Genomic DNA, 21705 nt, shown 5'->3' with positions numbered 1-21705 from the left:
GCCGCTGCGGTTTTCTTATGGAGTTTCCTGACGCTGGCGGTACAGCTCATCTACGGGGACAAACAGACCGACCGTGCCTTCTTCTTCATGATTCAGTGTCGCAAACACAATGCCGACAACGAGGCCGTCCTTGTCCAGCACGGGGCTGCCGCTGTTGCCGCGGTACACGGGTGCTTCCATCATGATGACGGGCTGTGCAAGGCCGTTCACGCGGATCGGACCGATTACGTTGCCTTTGTTTGCCACGCCCCGGAAGCTGAGCGGGTTGCCGATGAAGGTGACCGGGTCCCCTTCATCCAGTGTGTAGGAGTTTGCCAGCTCAAGAAAAGGAAGACCGGATTCGTCTTCGGCTTCGAGTACGGCCATGTCGGATTCCGGATAAGATTCCGTCACATCGGCCATGAACCGCCGGTCATCGGACAGGACGACCGATACGCGGTCGTACCCTTCGATCACGTGATGGTTCGTCAGGATGGTCCCGTCTGCCGATAGGATGAAGCCGGTACCGGAGCCGTCAGGCGTGACGACGGAGACGACCGATTCTTTCTGCGCCTGAACGGTCTCCTGCTCGGATAGCTGTGAGGAGGTGCGCAGGAAGTCGACCGCCGAAAGCGGGAACAGTTCCAGGACGAACGCAAACGTGCTGACGACCATCATGAGCGAAATGATCCAGATCATCGCCTTCGTGCCGAATGATGGCCCGCGGCGCGGCGGTTCCTCCGTCCGTTCCTTTAGCCATGCTTCCCGCTGGGCTTCGAGGACGAGCCGGCGGATCTCCTCGTCTTCCGGGTCTTCCGGTTCTTCTGAGTCGGGCTGTCGGTCAGCCGGCTCATTGTAGTCGTAAAAGTCGTCTTCGCCGAACTCCTCTTCATCGAGGACATCGCCTTCCGCGATGGCATCCCAGACGCCCCATTCGTCGGGTTCCCAGATGTCTTCTCCATCATCGAAATCTTCGTATTCTTGTCCTTCGTCGTAGACCCTGTCCCGTGCCTCTACTTCTCCGGAGAGGCGGGGGTCTTTCTTTTCTTCCGGCTCCTGTTCACCGCGCCGGCCATCCATTCGGTCCAATCCGTCCACACCCTCGTCTTTCAGTTAGCCTCATTATACAGGAGAGAGGGGGTGTTTGCTGAGCGTCCGAAACTGCCCGCAATGAAAAAAGACGGCTGCAAAAAGCAGCCGCCTGTCGTCAGGACAAGAACCTCAAAGATCTGAGAAGTCGGAGCAATGCACTCAAAACCACCGCCAGTGCCAGAATGACGACCAGCACGACCACGATGATCAGGAGTACTGTCCAGATGCCTGTTACCGCGGGGAGAGCCAGAAGGAACGGCACGAGGAAGAACAGCCCGAGCAGAACCACACCAGCCAGCACACCCGCCAGGTATACCCAGACGTTTGAGCAGTGGGATTTCGTTGTCATGATTTTCACCTCCTCATCAACCACAGTCTATTCCGGTAAGATGCCGGCATCGGGGCGATTGAAGGAGGAGAGGAGGGGCGAGGCGAATGAAATTGGGAGACTGGAATCTGATGGGGGAGGAGGAATGGGAGATGGGGCCTGATAGAGAAACAGAGAAAATCATTCGGGAATTTGGGGCATATTCCGACTGGCTGTTTGAGCTGAAATCTGTTGATCCGCATGTCTTGAAGAAACCGCTGGCGGAAGGGAAGTGGTCGGCAAGTGAGATCATTGCCCATATATTGAAGTGGGATGAGCATTTGTCCGACCGGGTAATTCCTGCAGTGCTTGAGGGAGAAGGGATGGCCTTTCCTGAATTCGGTCCTTTCAACAACAGAGCTGCGGCATACGCGGAAAAAGTCACTCCGGGCAGGCTGATCACGGAAGCAGGGGCTGCGCGGAATCAGCTTGTTTCCCGTCTGTTTGAACTGCCGGAATCAGTGCTTGTCAGGCCTGCAGCGTCAAACGGGGACAGCCATTGTCCGTATACGGGCTCGCCTTACACGCTGATTTATATCATTGGAGACTTTATCTATCACGATCAACATCATCGGCAGCAGATTGATGACTTCCTTGGAAATGCACAAAAACACCCCATCCGCTAAATCTGCGGACGGGGTGTCATTCGTAAAAATGGGTTCTTATCAAACCATGCCCTTTCCCTGATCCATAGAAAAATCCTCATGTGTATCTTTTTATGAGAGGAAGAAATGAATTGATTCCTAGATTCATTTTTTTGGTGAAGGCTCATCGTGACGCTGGCCCAGCGCCTGGTCTGCGAGTGCTCGGACTGCCATATCATCCGCCGGCGGGTTATGGAGGCCGGCGCGGACATTCCGGTAGTAGCGCTGGAGCGGATTGTTCCGCTGAAGGCTTTTCGCGCCCGCGACCCGCATCGCCTTGTCGACAATCGAGATGGCGGCGTTCGTGACGGTCGTCTTGGCGACCGGCACCTCGTGTCCAAGGAAAGGCCGTCGTACCGGATCGTCGTGCGCATCGGCCACGCTATACAGCACATGGCGCGCCTGAGACAGTTCCAAGTCCATCTCGCCGATCAGCTGGCGGACGTTCGGCAGCTGGCTGATCGGGCCCCTGATGCTGTTAGGGGCGTGCCTTCCGGCAAAGTCCACAGCATAGTCCCTTGCGGCCTGGGCGATACCGAGGTAGGCGGCCGGCATATGCAGAAGCCAGCCGTCAAAAGATGGCCCGCCCGGTTTTCGTACGGGCAGTTCGACGAGTGCCCCTTCGTCAACGCGGACCTGTTCGAGGACGAGGTCGTGACTGCCCGTGCCGCGCATGGAGACGACATCCCATGTTTCATCGATTGACAGTCCATCCAGATCCCGGTGGAGGAGGAAAAAGCCGACCTGTTCCTTATCTTCCACCCAGGCAGAGGTGAGGAAATAGGTGAGGGCGGGGGAGCCGGTCGTGAACGACTTCCGGCCGCTGATCACATAGGAATCCCCGTCGCGTACCGCAACCGTTCCCGGCTTTCCGCCTCGGGAAGGGCTGCCGGTTGCCGCCTCGCTTACCGCACGGTTGACCAGTGCGCCATCCTGCAGTTCTTTCGCGAAGAACTCCAGCATCTCCGGATCCCAGCTCCGCTGTTCGAAAATGCCGCCGGGAACGCCGAGGTTCCAGCCGACCGAGAGTGCAATGTTTTCATCGAAGCGGGCGATTGTTTCCTGATAGAGGACCATATCATGCACACCCGCTCCGGCGCCTCCAAATTCCTCAGGGACGGCCAGTGCCGTATAGCCGGACTCGGCCAGCTTCCGGATTTGCTCAGCAGGATACGTTCCGGCTTCATCGCGTTCCTGTGCATCCTTGGCAAACTCCCTGCCGAGCCCGGTCAGCTTGCCGACCCATTCTCTTTGCTGTTCTGTCCTGATGAATAACTCCATCGTTCGCCCTCCTGTTGAATACAGATATTACTTAAAGTGTACAGGACTAGTCGGGGATGAGTGAAATAAAACCTCCGGGCGCCGGAAGAATCCGGTGTCCGGAGGTAATCTGAATATAGGTCTATACCATCATGCGACTTAAGGTGCCTGAGAGCTTTCGGCTCCGGACGCTTTGGTCACGCCGCCGAAGGAACTGCTTTGCGGCTTTTTGCCGTCACTGCGATTGCACACAGGAAGGCCGCTGCCATCAGGGTGCCGTCCAATAGAAGCGGCACCCCCCAGTTCCCGGATGCGTCACGGAGAGCTCCCGAAACTACAGGAGAAAGGATTGCGCCGATTTCGGCAACGAGGTTCAGCATGCCGAACATGGAGCCGCGCTGAGCTTCCGGTGCATGTTCAGATGCAAGGGCGTGAGCCACCGGCTGGAGAGCAAAGAAGAAGAGCCCCGAACTGAACAGCAGCAAGGATAGGACAACCGGGTTGCTGTAACCCGCCATCACATAACCGGCAAAGGCAAATGTCAGGACAGCGACAATACCGGTCTGGAGTGCAAGCACATTCCGGCGGCCATTCGGCCGTGAAGCTGCCCGATCCGAGATCATGCCTCCCAGCGGGAATCCGATAATACCGGCCAGTCCGTTAAATGATGCGATCAGCGCAGCTGTGACCAGGGCGTTCCCGCCGAAGTCCCGGACGATTGACACCGCCCAGAACCCGTAGAACCAGAGATGCCACATGACGGGGATAAAGAACACATACATGAGGAGAAGATTCCGGTTTTTCAGGATCGGTCCGATTTCTTCCTTTCTTCGCCGGTAAACGTAAACAATCAGGATCGGGCAGAGTGCAGTCAGGAGAACGGCGATGCCGACATCGGATACCCCGAAATTGGTGGCAAGCAGGTAGATGCCCATCACAATTGCAAGGAACACCGCGCTGTAGCCGAAAAGGGGAGGAAGCGCTTTGCGATATTCCGCCTTGACGGCTGGGGAGTGTGGATCCAGGTTGTCGGGCAGCTGCTTCGGTTTGAGATAGATGGTAATCAGCACTGCTGATAATAGCGTGATGCCCCCGAGGACGAAAAACGGGACCCGCCATGCATGTTCGCCAAAGTGAGGTTCTGCCCAGCTGAGCAGAAGCGGGACCCCGAGTGTCGCAACGGTCAATCCTACCGAGACCCCGGTGAGTGCAACTCCCATTCCCAGCCCGATTTTGTTTGGCGGGGAGTGGAAGGAGATGTAGGAACGGTCATTGGAATAAAAGACTCCTTCCCCAAGCCCGAGCAGCACACGCAGGAGGATGAAGGTGATGAGCCCACCCGCGATGCCTGTGAGGAGTGTTGCGATACCGGCCCAGAAAATACTCAGTACGATGATGGCGCGGTAGCCGAACCGGTCACCAAGGTATCCGCCCGGGAACTGCATCAGCATGAATCCAGCAAAGAACAGGCTGCCGATCAGGCCGCCGATCGCATGAGGGTTGTCCACGCCGGCAAAAAAGGCGACCTCGTGCTCGATCATGTAGGTGATGAGCGGGCCGGTGGCCGTTCGGTCAATATACGAAACGAACCATCCGAGAAACAGCATGCTCCAGATGATATGGTATTGCTTCCAGCTTCCTAGCTTGATCATATCGGTCACACTCCATCCATTTAATGGGGTTGGAGCAAATGGCAAAAGCCCCGCAAAGCGCGGGGCTCCTCATTCCCATCGCTCTCATGTTCAGGCGAAATCCCGCCTCCGGAATTGGCACCTTGCCCGGAGTGGTTTCTCCGGACGGTTGCCGGGCTTCAACGGGCCGGTCCCTCAGCCGCTCTTCATAAGAGTGTCATCTATTGGTGATGATGCCTATGTTCGGCAAACGATCAGTTGTTGTCTTTGCCCCAGACATCTTCTGCGATTTTCACGACGTGGCGGATCTTCGCCCATTGTTCGTCTTCCGTCAGGTTATTGCCTTCTTCTGTAGAGGCAAATCCGCATTGCGGGCTGAGTGCCAGCTGTTCAAGCGGCAGATATTCGGAAGCTTCCCGGATTCGGGCCTTCACCGCTTCTTCGTTTTCCAGTTCAGGATGCTTCGAGGTGACCAGTCCAAGAACAACAGTGAGATCCGGGCGATTGACATGGCGAAGCGGTTCGAATCCTCCGGAACGCTCATCGTCAAACTCGAGGAACAGACCATCGACATCCAGGCCTCCAAAGATGATCTTGCCCGCATCCTCGTAGCTTCCGCTAGTGAAGAAGGTCGAACGGAAGTTGCCGCGGCAGATATGCATCGTTACCAGCAGGTCGTCCGGGCGATCCGCGATGGCCCCATTGATGGCATCGGCGAACTGATGGATCAGCTGATCAGGATCGGAACCTTCTTTACGGAGCTTGTCGCGTTCTTCTTCCGTGAAGAAAGATGTCCAGGCGGTGTCATCGATCTGCAAGTAGCGGCATCCGGCATCGTACAGGTCGCGGATCAGCGCGTGGTATGCCGGGATCACGTCACGGTAGAAATCTTCTTTCTTATCATAGAAATCCGTTTCCAGCGCTGCACGGCCAAAAACAAGGTTCGGGCTAGGGATTGTAAACTTCACGGTTGTATCATCACCGGCAATTTCCTTCAGTTTCTTGAAGTGGTCGATGAACGGATGGTAGCCGCTGTAGCCGATTTTCCCCGTGACTTTGATGCCGACGGGCCGCACCTCAACGCCTGTGAACTTGCGCGTGCCGTTTTCTCCTTCACGGAACTCAATGCCGTCAAGCCCCGCAAGAAAGTCAAGGTGCCACCAGCTTCGGCGGAATTCCCCGTCCGTGACGCCGCGGAGCCCGTTCGTCTTCTGGGCTTCGACGAGCCGGCGGATCTCTTCGTCTTCGATACGCGTCAGCTCATCTCGGGAAATCTCTCCCTGCTGGAACTTGACGCGGGCCTCCTTCAGAGCCTCGGGGCGTAGAAAGCTGCCGACGTGATCAGCGCGAAATGGTGCACGTGTTTTATTAACGGATGTAGTCATCATGATTCCTTCTTTCTGTGGTTGATAGTCTGTGATTCAGGGAAGCGATGTTCAGGCCTCAGGACCCCATACGTCCTTGGCGATCTTGGCAACATGCCGGACCTTCGCCCATTGCTCTTCCTCGGTGAGGATGTTTCCTTCCTCGGTAGATGCAAACCCGCACTGCGGGCTGAGGGCGAGCTGGCTGAGCGGCACAAAAGTGGCGGCCTCGCGGATTCTTGCCTTGATCTGTTCTTCGTCTTCGAGCTCAGGGAACTTTGAAGTGACGAGGCCGAGTACGATGGTCAGGTCCGGACGGTTGACGAAGCGGAGTGGTTCAAAACCTCCGGAGCGCTCGTCATCGAACTCGAGGAAGAGGCCATCGACGTTCAGTTTGCTGAAGATCACTTCGGACGCGCCTTCGTAGCTTCCGCTTGAAGCATAGGAAGAGCGGAAATTGCCCCGGCAGATATGCATCGTCACCAGCAGGTTATCCGGCCATCCTTCGATGGCTCCATTGATCGCCTCTGCAAACTTGTGGACAAGCTGATCCGGGTCGGAACCGAAGGCGCGTGCAAGGTCGCGGCTTTCTTCGGAGAAGAACAGCGACCATGCCGTGTCATCCAGCTGAAGGTAGCGGCATCCGGCATCATACAGATCTTTGATGAACGCGCGGTAAGCCGGAATAAGGTCTTTGTAGAAGTCCTCGCCGTTCTGATAAAGGTCGGTTTCGATTCCGCTGTGGAAAAAGAGCATGTTCGGGCTTGGAATCGTATATTTCACTTTGACGCCATCGCCGGTGATTTTCTGGAGCTTGCGGAAGTGGTCCAGGAATGGATGGTTTCCGGAATAGCCGATCTTGCCGGTCACCTTATAGCCGTGGGCTTTCGTTTTGACCCCGTTGAACGGAATGCCTTCGCCGGTTTCAGTGTACTCGATGCCGTCCAGGCCAAGAAGGAAGTCCATATGCCACCATGTCCGGCGGAACTCTCCGTCTGTGACGGCAGTCAGGCCATTTTCAAGCTGTGCTTTGACGAGCTTATTGATTTCTTCATCTTCCACAAGGGTCAGTTCCTCGCGGGTGATCGAGCCGTCCTTGAACTGTTCACGAACTTTTTTCAGGCGTTCTGGTCGGAGAAAGCTGCCGACATGGTCGGCTTTGAATGGGGTGCGGACGGTTTTTGTTTCTGGAAGGTTGGCAGTCATAGAGATTCCTCTTTTCTTTTGATTGTTTTTTATTCAGACGGACGGCTGTCCGGTTTTTGCAAGAGCGACCCTAAAGGCCTGCTTCAGGTCATCGATGAGATCTTCTGCGTCCTCGATGCCGACCGACAACCGTAGGAGGGTGTTATCGATACCGCGTCGCGTCCGCTCTTCAAGCGGGATATCCGCGTGGGTCTGTGTCGATGGGTAAGTGATAAAGCTTTCGACGCCTCCGAGGCTTTCCGCAAATACGACCAGCTGCAACTCTTCCAGCAGCGGAGCAACAATGTCGGGATCCGATGTGCGGAACGAAAGCATCCCGCCTTTGCCGGGGTAGAGCACCTGCGACACCGCAGGCTCCGATTTAAGATAGGCGGCAATTTTCCGCGCGTTCTCTCCGTGCTGTTTCATTCGGAGAGGGAGTGTCTTCAGACCCCGGATGACCAGCCACGAGTCGAACGGGGAGAGAACTGCGCCTCCGGCATTGTGTTGGGCGGCAAGTTGCTCGCAAATCGCTTTGCCTTTTGCCACGACGAGCCCGGCAAGCACATCATTGTGTCCTCCGATGTACTTGGTTGCGCTGTGGATGACGATGTCCGCACCAAGCGTGATCGGCTTTTGGAGAATCGGCGTGTAGAACGTGTTGTCGACAATCAGCAGGATGCTGTGCTTTTTCGCGATACTGGCGAATGCCCCGATATCGATCTCCTGCATAAGCGGATTGGTCGGGGATTCAATGAAGAGTGCTTTCGTCGTATCGGTGATCGTACGTTCGACCTCATCCGGATCGCTAAACGTCAAATAATCGACCGGGATGCCGTACTGCTTCCGGTAATGCTCCAGCAGCCGGTAGGTCCCGCCATACAGGTCTTCCGGCGCGAGAATGCCCTCGCCAGGACGAAAGAGGGAGAGAACCAGGCCGATCGCCGCCATGCCGGAACTGCAGGCAAATGCCGCGTCGCCCCCTTCCAGTTCCGCAAAGCCCTCTTCGAGAAGGTCACGGGTCGGGTTCTTTGTTCGGGAGTAATCATAGCCGGTCGACTGGCCAAGTCCCGGATGACCATAGGCGGTGGACAGATGAATCGGCGGGCTCACGGCGCCCGTGCGCGGGTCGGTCCGGTTTCCGAGCTGCGCCAGGAGAGTCGCTGTTTTTCTGGTGGACATGAGGCAGGCATCCTTTCTCTTATTGGGATGGGAGGGAATAAGAAAGAGCCCTCCAAATAAGAAGAGGGCTCTGTGGATGCACAGAAGAGTCTTCTTATCTTCCGGAACCTTTCGGAATCCGCTGGAAGTAGCACCTTTGCCTTAAGGCAGGTTGCTGAGACATCAAAGGGCCAGTCCCTCCGTCTCTCTGGATAAGAATTGCTGATTCAATTATTAGAAAAATCGGTTGCTCTCACTGTATCACCGTTCCGGTCAACCGGCAAGCCTTTTTTTAATAAATGAAGATTGAAAGAGTTTCCAGTGTCCCGGTGAGCAAGAAGAGGGATGAAACATGTCGAATCGTGTAACATAACTGTGGATAAGCTGGAAAACGCACTTCCGGCAATACAGATATTCTGAAGGAGTGTTTCATCCATGACCATTAAAGTCAAAGCGATCATCGGGAGCACCAGCTCCACTTCCTATAACCTGAAAGTCGTCGAAGCCATGCGCAGCCGCTATGCGGACCGCATGGAAATCACACCTGTCTTCATCAATGCCCTTGAACCGTTTTCGATAGATGCCGAAAACAATCCGTCTGAAGACGTTCTCGATTTCAAGAAAGACGTGGCTGATTCCGATGCGGTCCTCTTTGCCGTACCGGAATACAACTTCTCCATCCCCGGCCAGCTGAAAAACGCCATCGACTGGATGAGCCGCGGAGAACTTGTGCTTAACAATAAGCCGACATTCATCGTCGGTGCTTCGATGGGCGCGCTCGGCTCTGTCCGTGCCCAGCAGCATCTGCGTGAGATCCTGTCGAACCCGAACCTCGCTCCGGCAATCCTGCCGCAAAACGAAGTGTACATCGGCTCCGTCCACGAGAAAATCGACGAAGCAGGCAACCTCACCGACGAAGGGACCCTCGCGTTCCTCGACATCGTCGTCGACAACTTCATTAAGTTCTACGAGAAGGAAAAGGCAGCTGCAGCTGTTAACTGATCGTAACCGCCCGTCCGGCATTGCCGGATGGGCTTTTTTGTGGCGTTGATTGCATGCATGCGCTTGCGGGTAAACTCCATAAAGAGAGAATGAAAAGGAGAGATTGCCATGAACGATAAAAAGGATCGCGCAGACAAGGCGAGCGAGCAGGCACTCGGGCCGGACGACAAAAATGATTTCACCGGCATGCCGGAAAAACAGAGTCCTGATTTCGAACCGGACCAAAGTCCGGAGGGGCAGGTCGAGCAGGCTGAACAGAGCACAAAGCGGGACAAGGGAGGGGAATAACCCCATTCCGGATCCCGAAATAGGGGGTAAACTCCCATGGGCCGCACGGGCGATTGACGCCGTGCGGCTTTTTGAATGCGCAAAACGGGCGATAACACCGCAGGGCGCCGGTAGATTCGCCCGAGCTGATGCTTGGCCCCCGAATACATTGGTAGAGCAAGGTAAAAGACCTTGTGAGAAAAAAAGTGGAGGAGGTGAGAAAAATGAACCAAACAGAAATGCAAAACATCCTTAAGCAGGAAATGCCGAATGTCCTTCGCGGCCTTGATGCGGAAATCGCTGAAGCGAAGAATGCCGGAGACGTACAAAGCTTGAACAACCTTCAAGGGCTTCGGGCACAAATGACCCAGACGAATGGTTTCAACTTCAACCGTCTGGTCTTTGACTTTGCGACGCTCGAATTGCCGGCGAATTCTGTCAACACTGACCAAATTCCACCGTTTAAGCTGTTGAGGAACGATCCGTACCTGATCTGCTGCGGAGATTCGGTGGCCGGTGAGGCGCCTATGGCAGACGCAACATCAGTTTACGACCCTTGCGGATGCGGAGGTCCGGTGTTGATTGGTCCGCGCACGGTGGCCGGTTATATCAACTGGTACCTGAAAATCTGTCTGGACACGACTTTCGGGTTCTTCTGGGAGTCTTGCCCGGCTGATAATGAACTGCCGTTCACTGCGACCGGAACAACGTGCGTCATCCAAGAACTCTGTGAGGGCGGTTACGGCACAGACCTTTGTCCGACAGACTTCTGCGGTACAATTTCGTTCGCTATCCGCTGCAAAGGCTGTCCGATTGCAGAGGCGCTTGGACTTGCGGACAATAAGATTGTAGTCACGTACCTGATCGTCCACATTCTGCCAGATTGCGAAGACCCTTATGTCCCTGTTAATGGTGCACAGTAACATTGCTGATGCATGAGAGGAGCCTTCCCGAAAGCGGGGGCTCCTTTTTTGTATTAACAATCGACAGCGTCTCCCGGTAACCGTCACAACCCGCCCTTGATTGCTACCGGGTGTGGCAGGGTATATTCATGTTAATGTATAGTTAGTGTAAATTCTGAACTTGGAAGAAGGGATTCTTGTGTCGACGAATTATGCAGACGACAGTCTGATGCTCCATACAGACCTTTATCAGATCAACATGGCCGAGACGTACTGGGCGGATGGCGTCCATGAGCGGCGCGCGGTGTTCGATCTGTATTTCCGAAAGCTGCCGTTCGGCAACGGCTATGCGGTGTTTGCCGGGCTCGAGCGGGTATTGGAATACTTGAAGGGATTCCGCTTCTCGGAAAGCGATCTGGCTTATCTCCGTGACAATGCCGGCTACAAGGATGATTTCCTGTCGTATCTGGCCGATCTGCGGTTTACCGGGGATGTCTACTCGATGGTCGAGGGGGAGCTCGTCTTCGGCAACGAGCCGATCATCCGTGTTGAGGCGCCGCTGATCCAGGCCCAGCTGATCGAGACTGCGCTTCTCAATATCGTGAACTATCAGACGCTGATCGCGACGAAGGCCAGCCGAATCAAGCAGGTCGTGAAAAATGATGTCGTCATGGAGTTCGGCTCGCGCCGTGCCCAGGAGATGGACGCGGCAATCTGGGGTGCACGTGCCGCGGTGATCGGCGGGGTTGAGGCAACGAGCAATGTCCGGGCGGGCAAACTGTTCGGCATTCCTGTCGCCGGTACGCATGCCCACTCGATGGTGCAGGCGTACGAGAGCGAGTATGATGCATTCCACGCTTATGCGCGCCGTCACAAGGATTGCGTGTTCCTCGTTGATACGTACGACACGCTTAAGATCGGGGTCCCGACGGCCATCCGCGTGGCAAAAGAGCTCGGTGACAAGATCAACTTTATCGGTATCCGTCTCGACAGCGGCGACATCGCCTACCTGTCGAAGGAGTCCCGCCGCATGCTGGACGAGGCCGGATTCAAGGATGCGAAAATCATCGTCTCGAACGACCTCGATGAGTACACCATCATGAACCTGCAGCTCCAGGGGGCGAAGGTGGATCAGTGGGGGATCGGCACGAAGCTGATCACCGCCTATGACCAGCCTGCGCTCGGAGCAGTGTACAAGCTTGTCGCGATCGAAAACGAAGAAGGCGTCCTGGAAGACCGCATCAAGATTTCTTCCACTGCCGAAAAGGTGACGACGCCGGGCCTCAAGAAAGTCTACCGGATCATCGACCGTGAAAACGGCAAGGCGGAGGGCGATTACATCACGATGTGGGACGAGAAGCCGGAAGAGGAGTCCCGCCTCAAGATGTTCCACCCGGTCCATACGTTCATCTCGAAATTCGTAACGAATTTTGAAGCGGTGAATCTGCACCAGGAGGTTGTCCGTGAAGGGCATATTGTCTATGACCTCCCGGAACTACCGCAAATCACAGAGTTCGCCCACGGACAGCTTAACCTGCTTTGGGACGAGTACAAGCGCTCGCTCAATCCGGAGGAGTATCCGGTCGACCTAAGCCAGAAGTGCTGGGACAATAAAATGCGAAATATCCATGAGGTCCAGGACCGCATCCATGAGTTTGAGACAGACGGAGCGGAAAACTGACCCCTGTCTGAAAAGAAGGAGGAAGTGATTATGACACTGCAGGAAGAGATTATCCGGGAACTGAAAGTGAAGCCGGAAATCGATCCGCGCGAAGAAATCCGCGTGTCGGTCGATTTCATGAAGGACTATGCCCGCGCCCATCCGTTCCTGGAAGGGTTCGTGCTCGGCATCTCGGGCGGTCAGGATTCTACCCTCGCAGGGAAGCTGGCCCAGATGGCGGTGGACGAGCTGAATGAGGAGGAAAGCACGGATCGGTACAAGTTCCATGCGGTCCGTCTCCCGTACGGCAAGCAGTTCGACGAGAAAGACGTCGATGATGCGATGGCATTCATTTCGCCGTCCGAGTCTTATGAGGTCAACATCAAGCCGGCAGTCGATGCCAGCGCGGCGGCCTTGGCCGGAGCGGGCGTGCCCCTGACCGATTACGTAAAGGGCAACGAGAAAGCGCGCGAGCGGATGAAGGCCCAGTTCGCCATTGCCGCGATGAAGAAGTCGGTCGTCATCGGCACTGACCACGGGGCGGAGGCGATCACCGGCTTTTATACGAAGTTCGGCGACGGCGCAGCTGACATCGTGCCGCTTTTCCGGCTGAACAAGCGCCAGGGACGGGCCATGCTCAAGGAGCTCGGCTGTCCGGAGCATCTTTACAATAAGGTTCCGACCGCCGATCTTGAAGAGGACCGTCCGGCCATTCCTGATGAGGTCGCCCTTGGCCTGACGTACGATGACATCGACAATTACCTGGAAGGCAAAAAGATCTCTCCGGAAGCACAGGAGAAACTTGAAGCCTATTACACGAATTCCCGCCACAAGCGCCATCTGCCAATCACGGTATACGATGATTTCTGGAGAAACTGAATCTTGAGAGGAACCCGCCGGTCCGGATGCTGGCGGGTTTTTAATTGTGGGAAGACTTTCTCTCGACAGAGCAGTTTCGTCATTCGGGCTCTTAATCTCGTCATTCGCCCAGCCGGTTTCGTCATTGGGGCTCCCAGTCTCGTCATTCGACAGCTCAGTTTCGTCATTGACGCCCGCTATTCACGCCATTCGTCCCGGGCAGACCACTCATTTCAATGAATCCACCAGTCTAACCGCCCCCTCAGATTGACCCATGCCCTGCCTTCCTCTAAACTGAAATCAGTATAAATAATTTCCAGTAGACCGGCCGGGAAACCGGATAGAGACAGGGGGAACCCGATAGTGGAAGAACACCGAAAGCTGCTTAAAGTCATTGAAAATATCGAGGAAGTGATGATCGGAAAACGTGATGTGGCGGAGCTGAGCGTGGTCGCCCTTCTTGCCGGCGGGCACGTGCTGCTCGAGGACGTCCCCGGCGTCGGGAAAACGATGATGGTGCGTGCGTTGGCGCGGTCGGTCGGGGCAGAATTTAAGCGCATTCAGTTTACCCCGGATCTGCTGCCGTCCGATGTGATCGGCGTCTCGATCTACAGCCCGAAAGAGATGGAGTTTCAGTTCCGTCCCGGCCCGATCATGGGGAACATTGTTCTGGCCGATGAAATCAACCGGACGTCGCCGAAAACACAGTCTGCCCTTCTGGAAGGGATGGAAGAAGCTTCCGTTACGGTCGACGGCCGTACGCTTGCGCTCCCGGACCCGTTCTTTGTCATGGCGACACAGAACCCGGTCGAGCATGAAGGCACTTATCCGCTTCCGGAGGCGCAGCTTGACCGCTTCCTCCTGAAGGTGAAGATGGGTTATCCGGTCCGCGAAGACGAAGTGGAAGTGCTTCGCCGCGCGGAAAAGCAGCCGCCGATTGACCGGATCCAGCCTGTCATCACGCTGGATGAGCTGAGAGACATCCGCATCCGCGCGGCAGAAGTCTCGGTGGATGACACCGTGAAGGGCTATATCGTCGATCTGGCCGAAAGCACCCGGAAAAGCCCTGATATCCGTCTTGGTGTGAGCCCGCGGGGGTCGATCGCGCTTATGCGGGCCGCTCGCGCACTCGCGTTCCTGAAGGGCCGCGATTATGTACTGCCGGATGATGTCCAGCATCTCGCGCCGTATGTGTTCAGCCACCGGATGATTCTCCAGCCGGAAGTGCGCTATGAGGGAATTGATGCAGAGGAATTGGTGGAACGGATCGTCACGAGAACGAAGGTCCCTGTACGGAGAGCGGGCACACGATGAAGCCGTTTCTCCGCAAGGCGGGACCGATGCTCCGCCTCATCGGAATCCTCGCCGTTCTGGTCGGGGTGTTTGCCTATGCACAATTCCAGGGGGGCGTTGTCAGCTGGACGGTGTTTTATATGGTGTTGCCGTTTGGCCTGTACGGTATTTTCCTTTACTTTTATCCGCTGCGGGCAATTACTGCGGAGAGGGAAGTCGGGCGACGGGAGATTCCTTACGGGAGCCCGCTCAGGTCGACTGTCCGCTTCGGCCGGCGATTCATGTTTCCGCTTCTTTATGTGACTGTGAAAGAGATTCCGGGAAGCGCGGCACAGCTACCGATGCCGACCACTCTTTTTCTTTGGGGATTCCGCAGGAAAAAGGATTGGTCCTATGAGACCGGTCCGCTGATGCGCGGGGAACATGTGCTGGAAGGAATCGAGATCGAAGCATCCGACTTTTTCGGCTGGATGAGGAAACGTCATTTCATCCCGCTCCGCCAGACCGTCACCGTGCTTCCGAAGGTGACCGACATGCGGGAAGTTCCCTCCGCTGCCTCCGAAGAGCGTGGCAGCGCGGCGGCATCATTCGCTTCCGTGAAGGAGTCGTCCGTTGCCACGGGGATACGGGATTACCAGCCGGGGGACCGGCTTTCCCGGATCCACTGGCCGGCTTTTGCCCGGACTGGCGAGCTTCATTCGAAGGAACTGGAGGACCGCAGGGCGCAGGACCTTCTGCTCGTCCTGGACGGTTCGCCGTCCCCGCAATTCGAGGAGCAGGTCGGTTTCGCGGCGTCCATACTGAAAAAGGCGGTCGAATCCCGCTCGGCTTCCGGCTTCCTGAGCCTCGGGGAAGCGGGCGCGGCGATTCCCCGGGTGGAAGGGCCGGACAGCCTTAGGGCCGCGATGCTGCATCTGGCGCGGTTCAGGCCCTCTGCCTCCGGCGGGCATCTGCCTCCGGCGGACAGCCGATCGCTCGCGACGGTCCGTACGATGACGGTCATTACGGGTCCGCTTACGGAAGAATGGGTGACCGCGTTTCTCCGGGAAGCCCCGCAGGCATCCGGCGGTATCCTCTTTTCCGTTCTCGGGAAGGGCGAGCACCCGGGCCGCATGGGCATGGAAGCCGCACGTGCAGCCATTGCCGCCGGATTTGATGTCCGGTTTGTCACGGAGCGGGACTTTGCGGATCCGGAAAGGGGAGGTGCGCGCTGATGAACCAGAAAGCGGTTGACCGGATTTTCCTCGGCCTCATTTATGTTCTGGTGGTTCTCCTCGTCAGGGAGTGGCTTGTCCCGATCATCGAACTGACCGGGGCGGGCCACCTGGCACTCTTTGTAATCTTCGTCGGTCTTTGTTTTGCCTTCCCGCTTTTCGGTGTGCCCTGGTGGCTCTCCGGGCCGGTGAAGCTGATTTATGCAGGCTGGTTTATCGCCCATGCGCATATGGACGGACCTGCGACGCCTGTTACGTCGGTGTCGTTTGTCCTGGGTGACCTTCTGCAGAATGCCGGGCTCCTCGTCACGGGCGAGCTTGGCCGCATTACCGATCCGTTCCGGACAGTGCTGTTTCTCGCACTGCTGTGGATGGCGTCCTACCTGATCCAGTATTGGATCCACGTGAAGATGTCTGTCCTTATTTTCTACGGGATGACGGTGATCTTCATCACGGTCCTGGATACGTTCAGTCCATACAGTGCAGACGCGGCAATTCTCCGCGTCCTTGTGATCGGCTTCCTGCTGCTCGGGCTCACGTTCCTCGCAAAGCTTGCGGATGGGCAGGGTAAGCGGCCCGGCCTGCCGGCATTCCTGGTGATGACGATCCCGCTGCTCGTGCTGGTCACGGTGGCCGGCGCGGTGAGCCAGTTTCTTCCGAAGTCTGATCCCGCCTGGCCGGACCCGGTGCCGTTTATCAAGTCGTTTGCCGAAGGGGCGGGCGACGGTCTTGGCCGTGATGCCGGGAAGATTGGCTACGGTGAAGACGATTCGATGCTCGGCGGCCCGTTTATCGGAGACGACACAGTCGTGTTCGAGGCAACGGCCGACCGGGGCCAATACTGGAAGGTCGAGACGAAAGACACGTACACGTCGAGAGGATGGATCCATTCCTCGGAGGAGCAGGAACTGCTTCCGGTAGGCGGAAGCCGGCCGATCGACGAGCCGCTCCTTGCCGGGACGACCCGCGGCGAGGATACGGCGACTGTTTCGATGCAGCTTGATTTTGAATTCATCGTCAGGCCTTACGGGGCGATAGCACCTTCAGGACCTGAAGAGGCCGAGTTCCTCCAGGAAGCGGGTACGGGGAAGGTCGTCCCGTTCATAAACAATGCCCCCGCTGTGCTGGATGCCTACAGCGTTACTTACGATGAGCCGGCATACAGCCTGACCGCTCTCCGGGCCACGGCTCCGGATACGCTGCCGCAGGAGGAGTTCACACAATACCTGCAGCTTCCCGACGGTCTGCCCCAGCGCGTGCACGACCTGGCACTTGAAATCACGGGCAGGGAAGAGACGCTCTATGGTAAGGCCCGTGCGGTCGAGCAGTACTTCAGGCAGAACGGCTTTGTCTATGACCAGGCCAACGTCGCATCCCCGGGAACCGGCGAGGATTTCACCGACCACTTCCTGTTCGAGACGAAGCGCGGCTACTGTGACCACTTCTCGACGTCGATGGTCGTCCTTCTCCGCTCGGCCGGTGTGCCGGCCCGCTGGGTCAAGGGCTTCAACGAAGGCGAGGAGATCGGCCGCAGTGATGCCGGCCGGCAGTTTGAAGTGACGAACAACAATGCCCACTCCTGGGTTGAGGCGTACATGCCGGGTGTCGGCTGGATGCCGTTTGAGCCGACGATCGGCTTCGACGGCGCAGGCGGCATCGATTATGATCTTGATCTGGAGGAAATGACGGAAGAAGAAACACAGGAGATGGAACAGTCCGCTCAGCCGGAAGAAGCCGAAGAGGAAGAAACGCCGGCAGCAGCCAAAGGGGACGGCTTCTGGAAATCCCTCGGGGACCGGATCGCGGAAAACAGCCGCGTGATCTATATCGCGCTTGCCGTTCTCGCGGCGGCTGTACTTGCCGCTTTCCTCCTCAGGGACAAATGGCTTCCGAGAGTGATGGTGGCGCGCTTCAGGAAACGTGCGCTCGACCGCGGTGAATTCGAGCGGTCATATGCCCGGCTGCTCAAAAGACTGCGGAGCTACGGCCTTCCGAAAGAGGACGGCAAGACGCTTTCCACCTATGCCCGGGAAGTCGATGCCCACTTTGGCGGCGATGACATGAAGCGGCTGACCGAGGCGTACGAAGCGGTCCTTTATGGCGGCAGGGACGCCGTCGGTGAGGAGAGGGCAATCAGGGAAAGTTGGGAAAATTTAATCAACAGGACCATCAGTTGATTTTCGGGGCGGCAAGGGGTAAACTGACTAAAAATCGGATAGACCGGGTCGCCCTCATATAAGTCCGGAAATATGGTCCGGATGTCTCTACCAGGCCGCCGTAAATGGCCTGTCTATGAAGGCGGATGCTATACGTGCGTGCACGAGGCATCCGCTTTTTGGATGGAGATGAGAACGCGCGGAAGCTTTTTCTGCGCGTTTTTATTTTGACCCGGTCCGACAGGAAAAGGTGGAATACACGTGTCTGCAGAATCCCTCTTGCTGGAACAGGAAAAGATCGTCGTCCTCGATTTCGGCAGCCAGTACAACCAGCTCATTACCCGCCGCATCCGTGAGTTCGGCGTCTACTCCGAACTTCACCCGCACACCGTTACCGCAGAAGACATCAAAGGGATGAATGCTGCCGGCATCATCTTCTCCGGCGGCCCGAACTCGGTATACGGCGAAACGGCATTTACCGTCGACCCGGCCATCTTTGACCTCGGCATCCCGGTACTCGGCATCTGCTACGGCATGCAGCTTATGGCCCATCACTTTGGCGGCAACGTCGAAAGGTCATCCCGCCGCGAGTACGGCAAAGCGGAAATGAACGTCAAAGAAGGCGCAGCCCTGTTCGAGGACCAGCCATCCGACCAGGTTGTCTGGATGAGCCACGGCGACCACGTCACGGCGGTTCCTGAAAACTTCACGACAGTGGCGACAAGCCCGAGCTGCGCAATTGCGGCAATGGAAGACCCGTCCCGCGGCATGTACGCGGTCCAGTACCACCCGGAAGTCCGTCACTCCGTCAACGGCAATGACCTGCTCCGCCACTTCGTCTTCGGCATCTGCAAGGCGGAAGGCGGCTGGACGATCGGCAACTTCATTGAGCTTGAAATCGAAAAAATCCGCCAGGAAGTCGGCGACAAGCAGGTTCTCTGCGCGCTGAGCGGCGGGGTGGACTCCTCTGTCGTCGCGGCCCTTATCCACCGTGCGATCGGCGACCAGCTGACATGCATGTTCGTGGACCACGGCCTGCTCCGAAAGGGCGAGGCGGACAGCGTCATGGAGACGTTCGTCGGCAAGTTCGACATGAAAGTGATCAAGATCGATGCACAGGAACGCTTCCTTTCGAAGCTGGCCGGCGTATCGGATCCGGAGAAAAAGCGGAAAATCATCGGCAACGAGTTCATCTATGTGTTTGATGAGGAAGCTGCCAAGCTGACAGACATGGACTTCCTGGCGCAGGGCACGCTCTACACCGACATCATCGAGTCGGGCACCGCGACCGCCCAGACAATCAAGTCCCACCACAACGTCGGCGGCCTGCCGGAAGACATGACATTCAAACTTATCGAACCGCTGAACACGCTCTTCAAGGATGAAGTGCGGGCACTCGGTTCGGAACTCGGCCTTCCGGATGAAATCGTCTGGCGCCAGCCGTTCCCTGGACCGGGCCTCGGCATCCGGGTCTTGGGCGAAATCACGGAAGAAAAGCTTGAAATCGTTCGTGAATCCGACTTTATCCTTCGCGAGGAAATCGCGAAAGCCGGACTCGAGCGCGACATCTGGCAGTATTTCACCGTGCTCCCGGATATCCGCAGCGTCGGTGTCATGGGCGACGAGCGTACTTACGATTACGCGATCGGCATCCGAGCCGTCACATCGATTGACGGCATGACGTCCGACTGGGCACGCATCCCATGGGACGTGCTCGAGAAGATCAGCACGCGCCTCGTGAACGAAGTGGACCACATCAACCGCGTCCTCTACGACGTCACAAGCAAGCCACCTGCAACGATTGAATGGGAGTAACAAAAGCGGAGCGGGCCGATCAGCCCTGAATTATGACCCCGAGGGGCTGGCCCGTGCAGCTGGACGGAACAAAAGCCTATTGGCACTTAGTCCGTCTATAAGGAATAATCAAAAAACGAACATTACCCATTGGAAAACGGGTAATGTTCGTTTTTCTCTTGCATACCTATCATTATTCCGCTATACTCTCCTTATCATCAAATATAATTTACCCGTCGTATAATACCGGAGATAGGGTCCGGAAGTTTCTACCGAGCCGCCGTAAATGGCTCGACTACGATCGGGGGCGTGCTTATTTGTATTTTGCATTTGGCGCGCCTCCTTTCCGGTAGGGCATGCGACAAATTGTTGCATGTCCTTTTCCTGTTTTCGGTGGACGGACAAAAATGGAGGCACTCATGAAAAACTTTTTCAATTTCGATGAGCTTGGCACGAACTACCGCCGCGAGATCATCGGCGGCCTGACGACGTTCTTGTCTATGGCGTACATCCTCGTCGTCAACCCGCTCACGCTGTCACTCGAGTCCGTTCCGGATCTTCCGGCGGACATGCGGATGGATGCCGGAGCGGTGTTTGTCGCCACCGCGCTCGCGGCGGCCGTCGGTTCCCTCTTTATGGGGCTCATCGCCAAATATCCGATCGGCCTGGCACCGGGGATGGGCCTGAACGCGTTCTTCGCCTATACCGTCATCCTCACGTACGGAATTCCCTGGCAGACGGCGCTCACCGGTGTTCTGTTCTCCGGGATTATCTTCATCATCCTGTCACTGACGGGGTTGCGTGAGATGATCATCAATGCCATCCCGGCGCAGCTGAAGTTCGCGGTCGGGGCGGGGATCGGACTCTTTATCGCCTTTCTCGGTTTCCAGAACGCGGGCATCATCGCCAACAATGACGCGACACTCACCGGTATCGGTGACCTGTCGCAGCCTGCGACGCTGCTCGCCATCTTCGGTCTGATTCTCACAGTCGGCCTCATGGTGCTGAATGTAAAGGGCGCGATCTTCTTCGGAATGCTGATCACGGCAGTTGTCGGCATGATCTTCAAGGTCGTTCCCATTCCAGACGGCGTCATCGGCTCCATTCCTGATGTGAGCCCGACATTCGGCGCGGCATTCCAGCCGCTCATGAATGACCCGGCATCGCTCATGACGATCCAGTTCCTCGTCGTCGTGCTGACCTTCCTGTTCGTCGACTTCTTCGATACGGCGGGAACCCTGATCGCTGTCGCCCAGAAGGCCGGGCTCATGAAGGGTGACAAGCTGCCGCGTGCCGGCAAGGCGCTTCTTGCCGACTCGCTGGCGACTGTAACGGGCGCAATCTTCGGTACATCGACGACGACTTCCTATGTCGAGTCGACTGCCGGAGTTGCGGCCGGTGCAAGGACCGGGTTCGCCGCAGTTGTCACAGGCGTTCTGTTCCTGATCTCACTGCTCTTTTATCCGCTATTGTCGGTCATCACATCAGCCGTCACGGCACCTGCCCTCATCATCGTCGGTGTACTGATGGTGTCGGCACTCGGCCATATCGAGTGGAACCGGTTTGAAATCGCCGTACCGGCATTTCTCACGGTTATCATGATGCCGCTTGGCTACTCGATCGCAACAGGAATCGCCGTCGGGTTCATCTTCTACCCGATCACGATGATCCTGGCGGGCCGCCGCAAGGAGATCCACCCGATCATGTACGCACTGTTCCTCATATTTGTTGCGTATTTCGTCTTTGTGCAGGGTAGATGAAGAATAAGCCGCTCACTCGCCAGCCGGCGGGGAGCGGTTTTTTTAATCTGTGCCCTTGTCCATGCCGGACAGTTCCGATAAGATGAGTGGGCATTTGCATGAAGGGAAGGGATGAT

At 56.7% G+C, this 21705-nt stretch carries 18 protein-coding genes and 4 riboswitches; of the genes, 11 read left to right on the top strand and 7 right to left on the bottom strand.

The annotated features are described in order from the left end of the window. Window positions 1–15: 15 nt before the first annotated feature. Both BMX91_RS12880 and BMX91_RS12875 read right to left on the bottom strand, forming a co-directional pair. Complete coding sequence (locus tag BMX91_RS12880; RefSeq protein WP_092055120.1) at window positions 16–1059, bottom strand: S1C family serine protease; 1044 nt, start codon at window positions 1057–1059, stop codon at window positions 16–18. Between the two features lie 127 nt (window positions 1060–1186). Continuing rightward, window positions 1187–1420 carry a hypothetical protein gene (locus BMX91_RS12875; RefSeq protein ID WP_092055068.1) on the bottom strand — a complete coding sequence of 78 codons (234 nt, stop codon included), beginning with the start codon at window positions 1418–1420 and terminating at the stop codon, window positions 1187–1189. Window positions 1421–1506: 86 nt separating this feature from the next. Between BMX91_RS12875 and BMX91_RS12870 the strand changes: the two genes are divergently transcribed. Beyond that, window positions 1507–2064: a DinB family protein gene (locus BMX91_RS12870; RefSeq protein WP_092055066.1), complete on the top strand. Its 558-nt coding sequence runs from the start codon at window positions 1507–1509 to the stop codon at window positions 2062–2064. A gap of 123 nt (window positions 2065–2187) precedes the next feature. On the opposite strand, the gene BMX91_RS12865 is transcribed toward BMX91_RS12870, so the two are convergent. From BMX91_RS12865 to BMX91_RS12845, 5 genes are all read right to left on the bottom strand, one after another. Further along, window positions 2188–3363: an acyl-CoA dehydrogenase family protein gene (locus BMX91_RS12865; RefSeq protein WP_092055065.1), complete on the bottom strand. Its 1176-nt coding sequence runs from the start codon at window positions 3361–3363 to the stop codon at window positions 2188–2190. Between the two features lie 176 nt (window positions 3364–3539). After that, complete coding sequence (locus BMX91_RS12860) at window positions 3540–4994, bottom strand: MFS transporter (RefSeq protein WP_092055063.1); 1455 nt, start codon at window positions 4992–4994, stop codon at window positions 3540–3542. Between the two features lie 81 nt (window positions 4995–5075). After that, window positions 5076–5188, bottom strand: a riboswitch (SAM riboswitch). A gap of 39 nt (window positions 5189–5227) precedes the next feature. After that, window positions 5228–6358: a 5-methyltetrahydropteroyltriglutamate--homocysteine S-methyltransferase gene (locus BMX91_RS12855; RefSeq protein WP_092055061.1), complete on the bottom strand. Its 1131-nt coding sequence runs from the start codon at window positions 6356–6358 to the stop codon at window positions 5228–5230. A gap of 51 nt (window positions 6359–6409) precedes the next feature. Next, complete coding sequence (locus BMX91_RS12850; RefSeq protein ID WP_092055058.1) at window positions 6410–7543, bottom strand: 5-methyltetrahydropteroyltriglutamate--homocysteine S-methyltransferase; 1134 nt, start codon at window positions 7541–7543, stop codon at window positions 6410–6412. Window positions 7544–7576: 33 nt separating this feature from the next. Further along, the gene (locus tag BMX91_RS12845; RefSeq protein WP_092055055.1) at window positions 7577–8704 is read right to left on the bottom strand and encodes a methionine biosynthesis PLP-dependent protein; all 1128 of its coding nucleotides are present in this window, start codon (window positions 8702–8704) and stop codon (window positions 7577–7579) included. 91 nt (window positions 8705–8795) lie between these two features. Beyond that, window positions 8796–8902, bottom strand: a riboswitch (SAM riboswitch). A gap of 216 nt (window positions 8903–9118) precedes the next feature. On the opposite strand from BMX91_RS12845, the gene BMX91_RS12840 reads away from it, so the two are divergent. The 10 genes from BMX91_RS12840 (at window position 9119) to BMX91_RS12795 (ending at window position 21589) form a co-directional block, all read left to right on the top strand. Further along, the gene (locus BMX91_RS12840; protein WP_092055053.1) at window positions 9119–9685 is read left to right on the top strand and encodes an NADPH-dependent FMN reductase; all 567 of its coding nucleotides are present in this window, start codon (window positions 9119–9121) and stop codon (window positions 9683–9685) included. Window positions 9686–9793: 108 nt separating this feature from the next. Continuing rightward, window positions 9794–9973 (top strand): hypothetical protein, encoded by a 180-nt coding sequence (locus BMX91_RS12835; protein ID WP_092055051.1) that lies wholly within the window; start codon window positions 9794–9796, stop codon window positions 9971–9973. 203 nt (window positions 9974–10176) lie between these two features. Further along, window positions 10177–10875, top strand: a complete 699-nt coding sequence (locus BMX91_RS12830) for a hypothetical protein (protein ID WP_092055048.1) — start codon at window positions 10177–10179, stop codon at window positions 10873–10875. A gap of 178 nt (window positions 10876–11053) precedes the next feature. Beyond that, window positions 11054–12535, top strand: a complete 1482-nt coding sequence (locus BMX91_RS12825) for a nicotinate phosphoribosyltransferase (RefSeq protein ID WP_092055046.1) — start codon at window positions 11054–11056, stop codon at window positions 12533–12535. Window positions 12536–12565: 30 nt separating this feature from the next. Further along, window positions 12566–13393, top strand: a complete 828-nt coding sequence (nadE, locus tag BMX91_RS12820; RefSeq protein WP_092055044.1) for an ammonia-dependent NAD(+) synthetase — start codon at window positions 12566–12568, stop codon at window positions 13391–13393. Window positions 13394–13786: 393 nt separating this feature from the next. After that, the gene (locus tag BMX91_RS12815; protein WP_092055118.1) at window positions 13787–14686 is read left to right on the top strand and encodes an AAA family ATPase; all 900 of its coding nucleotides are present in this window, start codon (window positions 13787–13789) and stop codon (window positions 14684–14686) included. Beyond that, a complete protein-coding gene (locus BMX91_RS12810; protein ID WP_092055042.1) occupies window positions 14683–15879 on the top strand; it encodes a DUF58 domain-containing protein in 1197 nt (398 codons plus the stop codon). Before BMX91_RS12815 ends, BMX91_RS12810 begins: the two co-directional genes overlap by 4 nt. After that, window positions 15879–18056: a DUF4129 domain-containing transglutaminase family protein gene (locus BMX91_RS12805; protein ID WP_092055039.1), complete on the top strand. Its 2178-nt coding sequence runs from the start codon at window positions 15879–15881 to the stop codon at window positions 18054–18056. The genes BMX91_RS12810 and BMX91_RS12805 overlap by 1 nt, the downstream gene beginning before the upstream one ends. A gap of 34 nt (window positions 18057–18090) precedes the next feature. After that, a riboswitch (purine riboswitch) is annotated at window positions 18091–18192 on the top strand. 104 nt (window positions 18193–18296) lie between these two features. Further along, window positions 18297–19850, top strand: a complete 1554-nt coding sequence (guaA, locus tag BMX91_RS12800) for a glutamine-hydrolyzing GMP synthase (RefSeq protein ID WP_092055038.1) — start codon at window positions 18297–18299, stop codon at window positions 19848–19850. A gap of 195 nt (window positions 19851–20045) precedes the next feature. Beyond that, a riboswitch (purine riboswitch) is annotated at window positions 20046–20147 on the top strand. 101 nt (window positions 20148–20248) lie between these two features. Next, window positions 20249–21589 (top strand): NCS2 family permease, encoded by a 1341-nt coding sequence (locus BMX91_RS12795; RefSeq protein ID WP_092055035.1) that lies wholly within the window; start codon window positions 20249–20251, stop codon window positions 21587–21589. The last annotated feature ends 116 nt before the right edge of the window (window positions 21590–21705 follow it).

The sequence above is a fragment of the Bhargavaea ginsengi genome (assembly GCF_900109165.1).
Classification (GTDB): domain Bacteria; phylum Bacillota; class Bacilli; order Bacillales_A; family Planococcaceae; genus Bhargavaea; species Bhargavaea ginsengi.
The sequence above is the reverse complement of the archived record's forward strand: the minus strand, read 5'-3'. Positions and strand labels throughout refer to the sequence as shown.

Bases quoted from the DNA above. Each gene is read 5' to 3' on its own strand.
- BMX91_RS12880 (WP_092055120.1), bottom strand. From the start codon at position 1,059: ATGGATGGCCGGCGCGGTGAACAGGAGCCGGAAGAAAAGAAAGACCCC.
- BMX91_RS12875 (WP_092055068.1), bottom strand. From the start codon at position 1,420: ATGACAACGAAATCCCACTGCTCAAACGTCTGGGTATACCTGGCGGGT.
- BMX91_RS12870 (WP_092055066.1), top strand. From the start codon at position 1,507: ATGAAATTGGGAGACTGGAATCTGATGGGGGAGGAGGAATGGGAGATG.
- BMX91_RS12865 (WP_092055065.1), bottom strand. From the start codon at position 3,363: ATGGAGTTATTCATCAGGACAGAACAGCAAAGAGAATGGGTCGGCAAG.
- BMX91_RS12860 (WP_092055063.1), bottom strand. From the start codon at position 4,994: ATGATCAAGCTAGGAAGCTGGAAGCAATACCATATCATCTGGAGCATG.
- BMX91_RS12855 (WP_092055061.1), bottom strand. From the start codon at position 6,358: ATGACTACATCCGTTAATAAAACACGTGCACCATTTCGCGCTGATCAC.
- BMX91_RS12850 (WP_092055058.1), bottom strand. From the start codon at position 7,543: ATGACTGCCAACCTTCCAGAAACAAAAACCGTCCGCACCCCATTCAAA.
- BMX91_RS12845 (WP_092055055.1), bottom strand. From the start codon at position 8,704: ATGTCCACCAGAAAAACAGCGACTCTCCTGGCGCAGCTCGGAAACCGG.
- BMX91_RS12840 (WP_092055053.1), top strand. From the start codon at position 9,119: ATGACCATTAAAGTCAAAGCGATCATCGGGAGCACCAGCTCCACTTCC.
- BMX91_RS12835 (WP_092055051.1), top strand. From the start codon at position 9,794: ATGAACGATAAAAAGGATCGCGCAGACAAGGCGAGCGAGCAGGCACTC.
- BMX91_RS12830 (WP_092055048.1), top strand. From the start codon at position 10,177: ATGAACCAAACAGAAATGCAAAACATCCTTAAGCAGGAAATGCCGAAT.
- nadE (WP_092055044.1), top strand. From the start codon at position 12,566: ATGACACTGCAGGAAGAGATTATCCGGGAACTGAAAGTGAAGCCGGAA.
- BMX91_RS12815 (WP_092055118.1), top strand. From the start codon at position 13,787: ATGATCGGAAAACGTGATGTGGCGGAGCTGAGCGTGGTCGCCCTTCTT.
- BMX91_RS12810 (WP_092055042.1), top strand. From the start codon at position 14,683: ATGAAGCCGTTTCTCCGCAAGGCGGGACCGATGCTCCGCCTCATCGGA.
- BMX91_RS12805 (WP_092055039.1), top strand. From the start codon at position 15,879: ATGAACCAGAAAGCGGTTGACCGGATTTTCCTCGGCCTCATTTATGTT.
- BMX91_RS12795 (WP_092055035.1), top strand. From the start codon at position 20,249: ATGAAAAACTTTTTCAATTTCGATGAGCTTGGCACGAACTACCGCCGC.